The sequence below is a fragment of the Kangiella shandongensis genome (assembly GCF_020005365.1).
GTDB lineage: Bacteria > Pseudomonadota > Gammaproteobacteria > Enterobacterales > Kangiellaceae > Kangiella > Kangiella shandongensis.
Map to the genome: position 1 here is coordinate 239599 of NZ_JACNML010000003.1, position 12299 is coordinate 251897.

Here is a 12299-nt window from a genome sequence, read left to right on the forward strand (position 1 = left end):
CCGCCCGTGGGTTACGGCTCCCAAAGTGCCTATCTTACTGTTTTTATTGTATTTCTATATCAAGCGCGAACCTGAGCAAGCGCCATTATATAGATTTCTCAAATCAGCCGAAACCCGTGATATGTAATATTTAGAAAAATATTAATCACGCTTTTTCGATATCTGAGTTCATTACTTCGAGCTTGGTCAGCTTCCCCATCAGATTAAGCAACACGATGGAGCGCTTTTCACCGTCAGGGATTTGGAAAACACCTTCCAGATCCCTGAATGGTCCCGCCGTTATTCTGACCTTATCTCCTGTTTTAGGCGTTTGTTCATCCACATTTGTGACAAACTCTTTATCAACAGCCTGTAATTCATGAACAAGATCGGCTGAAACCTTGCCAGGAATGCCGCCAAAGCGCACAAAATCCCTAATACCTCTGGTCGAACGTATTTTTGACCAGTGGGTTCCGTCGGTAGCCAGCTCAACGAAAAGATAGCCCGGGAACAGAGGCTCAGTGACAGACTGCCTTTTACCGCGAACCACTTTCTCGATGGAAATGACCGGTAAAAAGCCATTAATTGATTGATTTTCCAGATTTTCTTGTGCCCGAGCTTCTTGACGAGGCTTACAGTGCACCAAGTACCACGCTTTACTCATAGTTATTACTGTGCTGCAAGCATTTGATTAAACTCATTATTTTTGTGCTTTAAGGCTTTAATGATGCCGTCAGCACCCTGCTGATCAAAAGTATCTCGAAAAAAACGTCGCTTCATTTTAACAAAGCTTATTCCCTGAAAACTGAAATCATAAACTGTCCAAACGCTACTGTCCTTATAGATTTTCAAATCAATGTTCAGATCAGGAAAGTTTGGTGATTCTAACAAAACAGAAAGCCATCCCTTATTGCCTTTTGAATTCAATCGTAGGTCGTTTACCAGGGCCTTCTGCCCTCTGTACTGTTGTAAAACCTCATACAGGTAACGGCGAATCGTATTTTTATAGGTATTGATTAGATCTATGCGCTCCTGTGGTGCGATACCGGCCCAACGCTTAGGACCTAACATTGCTCTCAATGTATTTTTAGCCGACCAGATAGTCAGAAGCTCTTTGTCTACAAACTCAACCAGTAGCTCGGGTTGCTTTACTGCTTTATCATGACTTTTTGCTAAGAAGCTATTGATTATGTTAAGCTTTTCTCCAAAATAGGTGGTTACCTCGGAGTTTGCAATACTGGCTTTACTCCAACTAAAGGCAACGGTTGTCAGTAAGATAAAAATAAGTCGACTCATTATTATTCTTTTCCCTCGCAACTATAATGATGAAAGTGACACCATATAACAGCTCAACTTAACTCAAACTTAATTAAACTTATTCGGCGCAAACCCAAATAAGTCAAAGATTTTACCATATGACGGTTTATCAGCCTAAATAATTCCCTGCATTTATAAATTATGTGAGCTAGGCAATACTTTCTTCGCGAATTTTTTCAATTTTATCCCTGACCTGGGCTGCTTTTTCGAATTCAAGGTTCTTTGCCAGATCCAGCATTTCTTTTTCCAGGCTTTCTATCTCTTCCACACTCTCCGCCAGACTGCGTACATGATACTTCCCTTTCTTATCTGCAACCTGTCTCTTACCGCCCTTGGCTCCTGTATCCATGACATCGGTGATTTTCTTTTTAATGCCCTGCGGTGTAATACCGTGCTCTTTGTTAAATGCTTGCTGAATCCCCCGACGACGCTCAGTTTCATCAATGGCGCGCTTCATAGAGCCGGTAATTCTATCGGCATAAAGAATAGCTTTACCATTCAAGTTGCGCGCGGCACGGCCAACTGTCTGAATTAAGGAGCGCTCGGAACGTAAAAAACCTTCTTTATCAGCATCTAAAATGGCAACTAAAGAGACCTCTGGCATGTCCAGCCCTTCTCGCAATAAGTTGATACCGACCAAAACATCAAACTCACCTAATCGTAAGTCTCGAATGATTTCCATTCGTTCGACAGTATCCACATCTGAATGCAAGTAGCGAACTCTAACACCATGCTCTGACAGATAATCGGTCAGGTCTTCAGCCATTTTCTTAGTCAAAGTCGTCACCAATACGCGCTCACTGACCTCGACCCGCTTATGGATCTCGGATAAGAGATCATCCACCTGAGTGCCCACCGGACGAACTTCAACTTCGGGATCGATCAGTCCCGTCGGACGGACAACCTGCTCGACGACCTGACCAGCATGCTCTTCCTCATAAGCCCCTGGTGTAGCAGAAATGAAAATCGTCTGTGGTGTGATTTTCTCGAACTCGTCGAACTTCAGCGGCCGGTTATCCAGCGCTGAAGGCAATCTGAAGCCGAACTCAACCAATGTCTCCTTTCGCGAACGATCACCTTTATACATGGCGCCTATTTGAGACACTGTAACGTGCGACTCGTCGATGATCATCAAGGCATCCGGAGGCAAGTAGTCCAACAAACATGGCGGTGGCTCACCTGGCTGAGCGCCAGACAGGTAGCGCGAGTAATTTTCAATACCCGAGCAGTACCCCAGCTCCTGCATCATTTCGATATCAAACTTAACTCGCTGTTCTAAGCGCTGTGCTTCAACCAGCTTATTCATGTCATACAGCTGGCCCAGCCGCTCTTTCAGCTCGACTTTAATCTGCTCAATGGCATCTAAAATGGTTTGGCGAGATGTCACATAATGGCTTTTGGGGAACACTGTTACACGGGTAAGATTCTTAATAACCTCACCAGTTAACGGGTCAAAGGTCTGGATGGTTTCAACTTCATCGTCGAACAGCTCAACACGAATCGCATTTTTGTCGGACTCAGCGGGATAAATATCAATCAGATCCCCTCGTACACGATAAGTGGCACGCTGTAACTCCATATCATTACGTGTGTACTGGAGCTCAGCCAGACGACGCAAGATATAGCGCTGATCTATCGCATCACCAACCTTAAGATGCATCACCATGCTATGGAACGCTTTAGGATCACCCAGTCCGTAAATGGCCGATACTGACGCCACGATCACTGAATCCCGGCGCTCCAGCAAAGCCCTGGTAGCCGATAACCGCATCTGCTCAATATGCTCATTGATTGAAGCGTCCTTCTCTATAAAGGTGTCCGATGCTGGAACATAAGCTTCAGGCTGATAATAGTCATAATAAGATACGAAGTACTCTACCGCATTGTTAGGAAAAAACTCTTTCATCTCCCCATACAGCTGCGCTGCCAAGGTCTTGTTTGGCGCCATGACAATCGCCGGACGTCCGCTGCGAGCAATAACGTTGGCCATAGTATAGGTTTTACCCGAGCCAGTAACTCCTAATAAAGTTTGATGAGAAAGGCCATCATCCAGACCTTCCAATAGCTCTTCTATAGCTTTCGGCTGATCGCCGGCAGGGGCAAATTGTGACTGAAGATCGAAGACTTCGCTCATGGGCTTATGACTTTTGGTTAATTAGCTGCTATCGCCCACCAGAACTGCTTGGGTGGCGTAATAACTTAGAGTATGATTGGCACTTATTGTCTCACATTGAGTAAAAAAATCGAGGGGTTACGGTGACTATCGAACTATCTAAACGAGTACAGCTAATCAAACCATCACCAACGTTAGCTGTAGCAGCCAAAGCAAAAGAATTGAAAGCTCAAGGGCGTGACATCGTCGGCCTGGGTACCGGCGAGCCAGATTTTGATACGCCAGAACATATTAAACAAGCCGCCATCAATGCAATTAATGATGGTGCGACCAAGTATACCGCCGTTGATGGGACCCCAGAATTAAAACAGGCTGTTATCAGCAAGTTTAAACGTGACAATAACTTAGATTATGCCCCAAACCAAATTTTGGTTTCATCCGGTGGCAAGCAAAGTTTTTACAACCTTTGCCAGGCTCTGCTAAATCCCGGCGACGAGGTTATTATCCCTGCCCCCTACTGGGTATCATATCCAGACATGGCCTTACTAGCAGAAGCGAAGCCAGTCATTATTGAAACCAGTATTGAGCAGCATCTCAAGATCACGCCTGAGCAACTTAGAAATGCAATCACAGATAAAACACGCTTGTTCGTGATCAATAGTCCAAGCAACCCAACCGGAGTCGCCTATTCCAAAGCAGAACTGAAAGCTTTAGGAGAAGTTTTAAAAGACTACCCGGATATTGTTGTCGCTACTGACGATATGTACGAGCATATTCTATGGTCTGACGAACCCTTCACCAATATTCTCACTGCCTGCCCCGAGCTCTATGATCGTACTATTGTCCTGAATGGTGTATCCAAGGCTTATGCCATGACAGGCTGGCGTATCGGTTACGCAGGCGGCCCTGCCGACTTAATTGCGGCCATGAAAAAGATCCAGTCGCAAAGTACTTCAAACCCCGCAACGCCAAGCCAGGCAGCGGCAACAGAAGCACTTAATGGCGATCAAAGTTGCATAAAGCCTATGCTCGAAGCATTCAAAAAACGTCATGACTATCTGGTAGGCGAACTAAATGCTATCGATGGTATCACCTGTTTACCCAGTGACGGCACCTTCTACGCCTTCCCTAACGTGCAGGGACTGATTGATAAACATAATTGCGACTCAGATTTAGACCTGGCAGAACTGCTTATTGAAAAAGTCGATCTGGCACTGGTTCCAGGTTCCGCGTTTGGTTCGCCTGGACATATGCGTCTATCCTACGCAGCTAGTATGGAAACACTTGAGAAAGCTATTGAAAGACTTAAAAAAATAGCAAATTAAACTTTTTTTTAAATTAGGTGTTGACCGATGGGCGAAATATGTCTATTATCTCGCCCCGTTCAGCACACAACGCTGAACACATAAATCCCCCTTAGTTCAGTCGGTAGAACGGTGGACTGTTAATCCATATGTCGCTGGTTCGAATCCAGCAGGGGGAGCCATATTTTAAAGGCCTTGCAGCGATGCGAGGCCTTTTTTGTTTTTTAACAATGAAAAGGAATTTATATGAATCATAACGTCCTTAAAATCATTTCCATTCTATTGATATTATTTATCCTTACGGCCTGTGAGAATAGCGATCAACAAGTGGCTATAGATACTCCCTACTACGGTCTTAAAGGCCCTGTAAAGAGCGTCTCGCACAGCTTCGACTACAGCAACGTCCCCAGCAATAAAGATAATTTCGCAAAAGGTAGAATAGAACTCGACTTTAATACTACCGGAAAGTTAACTCGTACCCTCCATCAGTATACTAATCTAGAAAAGCCTGATACACCCCCCGATGCATCTCAAAGTAATTATACTTATGACGTTAAAGGCAGACTATATGAGCGAACCAGTAACTACGGCTCCGGCTCAACTCAAAAACTGAAATATCTGTATAAAAAAGACGCACTGCTGCCATATGCTGCGCTTATGATTAGTGAGTATGACTCGCAAATGCATTTTTACAAGCATGATGCCAAAGGGAACTTAGTAGAAGTTAACTCGGTGAACAAAAGATTTGAACACCTATCTAGCTACACTGCCAAATATAATTCTAATGACCGGCCTTTAGAGTATACAAATCGTTTTGGTGAAGATTATCGTACAACTTTCTCACTGGAGTACAACGATAAAGGCTTTGTTAAAAAAGAAATTGAATCAACCAATAAGGGTAAGTCAGTTTTAACTTATGAATATTTAAAAATGGATAGCTATAACAATTGGATTTCCAGAAAGGTATTCTCAGATGAGAAAAATGGCTATGTGATTGAAAAAAGAGATATTATTTATTACTAGCAAAAAAAAGGCCAAGAAGTGATTCTTGGCCAAATCCCACCATATAGCTGAAGGAAAACTGTATCAATTTGTATTGTTTTTACTTGTATCTTAAGAACTTATATATTTTTTCAGTATTGCTTTATTTGTTCGCTGGACTGTGATACAAATAAACTATAAAAACTTAGTAAAGTACATCTTGGATATATATTAATGCATGATTGCATTGAAATCAAGTCAAATATGCATTGTTAGGGTAAAATATGAGCGAAATTATTGATCAACTCAAGCAACTGATGAATAACTTTGGTGAAACCGATTATTCAATGCAGCGTAAGTCTAATATTAGTCAATCGACTATTTATCGTATCTTGGAACGAAAAACCACAGATCCTGGGGTTCACAAAATTGACAGCCTGGCTAGAGCTCTGGGTTTCCGGTTAGCACTTATTCCAATCAATGAAACGACAAATCAAATTGACTACTCATCAGAGGTCGATACTCTTAAAAGAATTATTACGCTGGTCGAGTCGCTTGCTAATGCTCGTGGGATCGAGCTAACTCCAGAAGAAAAGGCAGAGATGATTCTCTCCAACTACCAGGCGAATAGCTCAAAAGAAGAACTGGGAATGAGGATTGTAAATTTAAAATAGCAACTCATTAGCTTTACTAAGACTCTTTAGTTAATAAAGGACTACGTTGATATGTAAGGAAACTCTACCTTTATCAGCTAGCTCAAACCATCCCCATGTCCAAATGTAAAAAAAGCGCCAAATAGGCGCTTTTTTTACATCTAAGCAAATTAAATTTTAGATAAAGGCGTTACCCTGCTTGAGCTGTTTTTACTCTGTACTGGTCTTAGGAAGCCTCTGGACTGAATAATTTTTCGGTTCTTTCGCTCGAAGTCTTCCAGCTTTTGATTCCACGCCAAAATTTCACGCAGTTTATCCTTTTCGGTCAGGTTACTCGTTTCAATCTGAGAGTACTCCTGTATTAGGCGCAACGCAGCAATATCCGCTTGCCTAAATGCAGACAGATCAACTACGTTCCCTTCTTCACCGAAGAGATTCAGCTCTGCGTCGCCCTCATAGGATTCGACGTTTTTGCTTCGATACGCTCTTAGGATCAGCCAAAACAGCGCTGCTGCGAACGCTGCTAACACTAAACCGTAAGCCAAAAATAGTAATGCCATTAATATATTTCCCTGCTATATACACAAGTTGCTTCAGTATTGGAGTTAGTAATGAGAGTAAGATACAAATATTAACTGCTGGCAGAGCATACGCCTGTAGACCTTTAATATAGTCTAGCTCAGTATAATGCCTCTCTATGAACCTGCCTATGTTAAAAGCTATAGCAATCATTGTGACTATGACTACTGCAATCTCTTCTCTGCTAACACTCTTTGTCGTTACAGCTTTAAATGCTACATAAAGTAAAATAAGAATGTCAGTAACCATCCATGTTACGTACCATAAATACTTCCCGTGCTCATGCTCCATCAACCAGGGACTAAGCTGCCAGTTCATGAATTGAACAATAACTAAAAAAGCACAAAAACTCACTAAGCGTTTACGCTTAGTGAGAAGTAAATGAAGGATAAAGCACCCAACGAGTCCCAAAGTAAACCAGTCGGTAATCCACCCTTCTAGGTTAAGGTCAATAACAAAATTCTGCAATATCAGTCTCTTTTAGTGGTATCTGGATCATCATCCTCAGGCTCTCCACCATTTCCACCCGTATAAACTTCCAATACAAGTTTAGGATTAGGTTCAGCCCAAGATTGATTAATTTCTTGTGGCTCTACCATAGATAAATAACAGATCATAGCGATAGATTCAAACATAATAATTACCTCCAACAGTAATAATTTCATATAAAAAATTAAGTAAAATGTAGTAATAAAAGAATTACGGAAAACGCTGCCGTTTAGTCACTGCCATAACTCATTGTTTTTAGAGCACATTTATTATTGTTAAAAAGATCGTGTTATGGTCTTGTGTATAAATATTAATCAATATAGAAAAATAAAAACGTGAAGTAAATTTTACATTTGATAATTTTTTTTAATCCTTAATGCAATGCAAATATGGAAATAACGCATTGATATTAATGCAAATATGACTTATCTAAGCAACTTAAAGATCTACTAGCTATGATTAGCAATAGTAATTAAAGTCAGTGGCAATGAGTGTGCGGTTAGAGAAAGGCTGCTAATCATAAAAAAAGCGCCCACAGGCGCTTTTTCTGGTTAAAGATGGTATTAAATTTCCGTTACAGGCAACTGTTTTGTACCAGGCTCTTTGCTCTGTACTGGCTTTAGGAAGCCTCGAGACTGAATAATACTTCTATTATTTCTCTCAAAATTCTCAAGTTTCTGGTTCCAGGCCAGGATTTCCTGTAACTTGTCCCTTTCTGTCAGGTTGCTTGCTTCTACAATGGAGTACTCCTGTATTAAACGAAGGGCACTAACATCCGCTCTGCGGAATGCAGATAAGTCGACAACGTTACCTTCGCCCGCAAACAGGCCCTCTGCAAAATCTTCGCTATAGGATTCGCTGCTTTCGTTTCGATAGACCTTCAGGATCAGCCAAAACAGCGCTGCTGCGAACGCTGCTAACACTAAACCGTAAGCCAAAAATAGTGATGCCATTGATGTGTTTTCCTGCTATATGAATTAATGTTTTTATGATTGGTGTTAATAAAACTAAAACGATACATATATTCACTGCTTGTAGTGCATATGCTTGAATGTCTTTTACAAACTCAAATGTTGTAAAGTGCCTTTCTATATAACGTCCTATAGTAAAAGCAATAGCTACAATCGTTAATACACAAACAGCAAATTCTTCTTTTAATACTTTGCCTGTCGTCACAGCCCTAAATGCAACATAGAACAAAATTAATAAGTCAGTAACCACCCACGTGACATACCAGATGTACGCAGCAATTTCATGACTTCTTAAACTTGGACTTATACACCAGTTAATAAACTGTACTATGACCAAAAATGCACAGAAGCTTACCAACCGCTTTTGTTTGGTAAGCAAGAGATGCATAAACAGGCAACCTACTAAAGAAAGAGTAAAAATATCTTTAAGTAGCTGCCATAAGTTAAGTTCTACTACAAAATTATAGAGCAACTATCATTCCTTTTATTCTCAACTAATAAAACCATACCATTTCATTCCACTATATAAAGATAGCTGCTCAGTACCTAACACTTAAAAACTAAAACTAACTTAGCTTTTGCTTCTCAGTCTCGTCAGGCTCGTCGTCTGGCTCACCACCACCGTTGCCGGTGAATGACTCAAGAGCTGCGAATCGAAGCTTTTGCTTCTCAGTCTCGTCAGGCTCGTCGTCTGGCTCACCACCACCGTTGCCGGTGAATGACTCAAGAGCTGCGAATCGAAGCTTTTGCTTCTCAGTCTCGTCAGGCTCGTCGTCTGGCTCACCACCACCGTTGCCGGTGAATGACTCAAGAGCTGCGAATCGAAGCTTTTGCTTCTCAGTCTCGTCAGGCTCGTCGTCTGGCTCACCACCACCGTTGCCGGTGAATGACTCAAGAGCTGCGAATCGAAGCTTTTGCTTCTCAGTCTCGTCAGGCTCGTCGTCTGGCTCACCACCACCGTTGCCGGTGAATGACTCAAGAGCTGCGAATCGAAACTTTTGCTTCTCAGTCTCATCAGTCTCGTCGTCTGGCTCACCACCACCGTTGCCGGTGAATGACTCAAGAGCTGCGAATCGAAACTTTTGCTTCTCAGTCTCGTCAGGCTCGTCGTCTGGCTCACCACCACCGTTGCCGGTGAATGATTCAAGAGCTGCGAATCGAAACTTTTGCTTCTCAGTCTCGTCAGGCTCGTCGTCTGGCTCACCACCACCGTTACCGGTGTAGGTCTCAAGAGCAACTTCTTTAGAATCCAACAAAGATTGTTGATCTTCTAGCGGTTCTACCATAGATAAATAGCAGATCATTGCGATAGATTCAAACATAATAAACGCCTCCAAAGGGTAGTTTTTCAAGTAAATGTCATATAAAACAAAAATAACTAATGCATCACGGAATACGCTTCCGCCTAAGTGGTACCATAACTTATTGCTTTTAAACGAGTATTATTATTTTAAAGAACCAGCGCTATGGTTTTGTGTATAAATATTAATCAATATAAATAAATAAAACTTTGAAGTAAATTTTACATTTAATAATTTCTTTTAATCTTTACATTGATGCAAATATGAGAATAACGCATTGATATTAATGCAAATATGACTTATCTAAGCAACTTAAAGATCTACTAGCTATGATTAGCAATAGTAATCAAAGTCAGTGGCAATGAGTGTGCGGTTAGAGAAAGGCTGCTAATCATAAAAAAAGCGCTCACAGGCGCTTTTTCTGGTTAAAAATGGTATTAAATTTCCGTTACAGGCAACTGCTTTGTACCAGGCTCTTTGCTCTGTACTGGCTTTAGGAAGCCTCGAGACTGAATAATACTTCTATTATTTCTCTCAAAAGTCTCAAGTTTCTGGTTCCAGGCCAGGATTTCCTGTAACTTGTCCCTTTCTGTCAGGTTGCTTGCTTCTACAATGGAGTACTCCTGTATTAAACGAAGGGCACTAACATCCGCTCTGCGGAATGCAGATAAGTCGACAACGTTACCTTCGCCCGCAAACAGGCCCTCTGCAAAATCTTCGCTATAGGATTCGCTGCTTTCGTTTCGATAGACCTTCAGGATCAGCCAAAACAGCGCTGCTGCGAACGCTGCTAACACTAAACCGTAAGCCAAAAATAGTGATGCCATTGATGTGTTTTCCTGCTATATGAATTAATGTTTTTATGATTGGTGTTAACAGCACAAATAAAATGCAGAGATTAATAGCAGTGTAAGCGTAGCTCTGCACATCTTTAATCATTGAGAACTCTGTAAAATGTCGCTCTACATAACGCAAAACATGAAACGTAATTGCCATTATTGTAAAAATACTTATCGCTAACTCCTCTTTTGTAACCGTTTTACTCGTTACAGCCCGATAAGCGATAAACAGCAGTATTAAGATGTCTGTTATCATCCATGAGATATACCATATAAATTTCCCTTGCCCGTGTTGCATAAGCCAAGGACTTAACTGCCAGTTTATAAACTGAATTACGACTAGAAATGCACAAAAACTCACCAAACGTTTATGTTTGGTGAGCATCAAATGAAAAATTAAACAGCTTACTAAACCAATAGTAAACCAGTCTTTAAGTAAACTTTCTAAACCTAAATCTAAAACAAAGTTATGCAATATTATTCTCTCTTCTTCTCATCCTCATCAGGTTCTTCTTCTGGCTCTCCGCCAAATGTGCCTGTATATTCCTCTAAAATAACATCCGTTGTTTCGATTGAAAGATGTTGATTTTGCTGTGGTTCCGCCATAGATAGATAACAGATCATTGCAATAGATTCAAACATAATAAACGCCTCCAAAAGGTAGTTTTTTCAAGTAAATGTGATATAAAACAAAAATATCTAATGAATTACAGAATACGCTTCTAACAAAGTGGTACCATAACTTGTTGCTTTTAAAAGAGTATTATTATGATAAAGAGCCTGCGTTATGGTTTTGTATACAAATATTAATCAATATAAATAAATAAAGCCGTGAAGTAAATTTTACATCCAATAAATTAACATTATGCTAAATCTATTAAAAAAATACGCTATCCCTTTGATTTTAAGTCACATTTGCATTGCCTTGGCTTTTGCATTACCTCAATCAGATTTATGGATGGCTTATGATCGGGAGCACATTATCTCAGGGGAATTTTGGCGCTTTTTCACACCGAACCTGGTTCACTTAAGTTTCAATCACACTCTTTTAAATTTGGCTGGTCTCTGGTTTACCATGTTTTTGTTTATAAACCTGTTAAGGCAAGTTGACTGGTTAGCCTGGTTTACCCTCCTCTTCGTCGGCAATATTATCGGCCTTTATTTATGGGTACCGGACTTACAGCACTATGTTGGTATGTCAGGAGCCTTATATGGATTAATAGCGGCAGCTGCGGTAGCGGAAGTAAGGCTTGGCGTAAAGCTCAGCGGGTTACTTTTGATTATTGTCGGCATCAAAATTTTCCTGCCACAGATAATAGGTGAGAATAATAGCTATAACGAATGGTTAGGGGGTAGTGTTATTGAGGAGGCCCATATTATCGGTTTTGTAGAAGGCTTAATCATAGGGCTGGTCTGGCCAAAAAATCGACTTAACTGTCCTGAAGATTTCCTGGCCAGAACAAAACGTACTAAATAGTAATTTTAGAACGGTTCTTCTCTAAGGTTTTAGTTCCGATCCCTTTAACTGCGGTAAGCTCGTTAACTGATTTAAAAGGCCCGAATTTTTTACGATAATCAATAATCGCCTGGGCTTTTTTCAAACCCACTCCCTTTAGTACAGCTGCAAGCTGACTAGTACCAGCCTTATTAATATTGACTTTCATCACCTGTTGCTGACTTGACGAGGTCTCTGACTTGGCAGCTTCAACAGAGTGAGCAGCAAATATCAGCATGAGTGATAGAGCAAGGGATGCTAAAAACTTCATAATAATC

Annotated in this window: 14 protein-coding genes and 1 tRNA gene; 5 read left to right on the top strand and 10 right to left on the bottom strand. The window is 41.1% G+C overall.

Annotated elements, in window-relative coordinates:
* Window positions 1-145: 145 nt before the first annotated feature.
* From rfaH to uvrB, 3 genes are all read right to left on the bottom strand, one after another.
* Complete coding sequence (gene rfaH, locus H7708_RS04540) at window positions 146-643, bottom strand: transcription/translation regulatory transformer protein RfaH (RefSeq protein ID WP_223669285.1); 498 nt, start codon at window positions 641-643, stop codon at window positions 146-148.
* A 5-nt stretch (window positions 644-648) separates the two neighbouring features.
* Window positions 649-1275, bottom strand: coding sequence for an MlaC/ttg2D family ABC transporter substrate-binding protein (locus H7708_RS04545; protein ID WP_223669286.1), 627 nt, complete (start codon window positions 1273-1275; stop codon window positions 649-651).
* A 169-nt stretch (window positions 1276-1444) separates the two neighbouring features.
* Window positions 1445-3430, bottom strand: a complete 1986-nt coding sequence (gene uvrB, locus H7708_RS04550) for an excinuclease ABC subunit UvrB (RefSeq protein ID WP_223669287.1) — start codon at window positions 3428-3430, stop codon at window positions 1445-1447.
* Window positions 3431-3552: 122 nt separating this feature from the next.
* Here uvrB and H7708_RS04555 point away from each other — a divergent pair, with 122 nt between their 5' ends.
* The 4 genes from H7708_RS04555 to H7708_RS04570 all read left to right on the top strand — a co-directional run bounded on the left by H7708_RS04555 (window position 3553) and on the right by H7708_RS04570 (window position 6368).
* Window positions 3553-4734, top strand: coding sequence for a pyridoxal phosphate-dependent aminotransferase (locus H7708_RS04555; protein WP_223669288.1), 1182 nt, complete (start codon window positions 3553-3555; stop codon window positions 4732-4734).
* Window positions 4735-4819: 85 nt separating this feature from the next.
* A tRNA-Asn gene (locus H7708_RS04560) sits at window positions 4820-4895 on the top strand.
* Between the two features lie 64 nt (window positions 4896-4959).
* A complete protein-coding gene (locus H7708_RS04565) occupies window positions 4960-5736 on the top strand; it encodes a hypothetical protein (protein WP_223669289.1) in 777 nt (258 codons plus the stop codon).
* Between the two features lie 242 nt (window positions 5737-5978).
* On the top strand, window positions 5979-6368 hold the full coding sequence (locus H7708_RS04570) for a helix-turn-helix domain-containing protein (RefSeq protein WP_223669290.1): 390 nt from the start codon (window positions 5979-5981) through the stop codon (window positions 6366-6368).
* Window positions 6369-6517: 149 nt separating this feature from the next.
* Here H7708_RS04570 and H7708_RS04575 read toward each other — a convergent pair whose 3' ends face one another.
* The 6 genes from H7708_RS04575 to H7708_RS04600 all read right to left on the bottom strand — a co-directional run bounded on the left by H7708_RS04575 (window position 6518) and on the right by H7708_RS04600 (window position 11168).
* A complete protein-coding gene (locus H7708_RS04575) occupies window positions 6518-6907 on the bottom strand; it encodes a hypothetical protein (RefSeq protein ID WP_223669291.1) in 390 nt (129 codons plus the stop codon).
* Between the two features lie 489 nt (window positions 6908-7396).
* Window positions 7397-7561: a hypothetical protein gene (locus tag H7708_RS04580; RefSeq protein WP_223669292.1), complete on the bottom strand. Its 165-nt coding sequence runs from the start codon at window positions 7559-7561 to the stop codon at window positions 7397-7399.
* 417 nt (window positions 7562-7978) lie between these two features.
* Entirely contained in the window at window positions 7979-8368 is a 390-nt protein-coding gene (locus H7708_RS04585; protein ID WP_223669293.1) for a hypothetical protein, read from the bottom strand.
* A 584-nt stretch (window positions 8369-8952) separates the two neighbouring features.
* Window positions 8953-9708: a hypothetical protein gene (locus tag H7708_RS04590; protein WP_223669294.1), complete on the bottom strand. Its 756-nt coding sequence runs from the start codon at window positions 9706-9708 to the stop codon at window positions 8953-8955.
* A gap of 416 nt (window positions 9709-10124) precedes the next feature.
* Window positions 10125-10514: a hypothetical protein gene (locus H7708_RS04595; protein ID WP_223669295.1), complete on the bottom strand. Its 390-nt coding sequence runs from the start codon at window positions 10512-10514 to the stop codon at window positions 10125-10127.
* 489 nt (window positions 10515-11003) lie between these two features.
* The gene (locus H7708_RS04600; protein WP_223669296.1) at window positions 11004-11168 is read right to left on the bottom strand and encodes a hypothetical protein; all 165 of its coding nucleotides are present in this window, start codon (window positions 11166-11168) and stop codon (window positions 11004-11006) included.
* 223 nt (window positions 11169-11391) lie between these two features.
* Here H7708_RS04600 and rrtA point away from each other — a divergent pair, with 223 nt between their 5' ends.
* Window positions 11392-12003, top strand: a complete 612-nt coding sequence (gene rrtA, locus H7708_RS04605) for a rhombosortase (RefSeq protein WP_223669297.1) — start codon at window positions 11392-11394, stop codon at window positions 12001-12003.
* Here rrtA and H7708_RS04610 read toward each other — a convergent pair.
* Window positions 11996-12292 (bottom strand): ComEA family DNA-binding protein, encoded by a 297-nt coding sequence (locus H7708_RS04610; RefSeq protein WP_223669298.1) that lies wholly within the window; start codon window positions 12290-12292, stop codon window positions 11996-11998. The genes rrtA and H7708_RS04610 overlap by 8 nt on opposite strands.
* Window positions 12293-12299 lie beyond the last annotated feature (7 nt).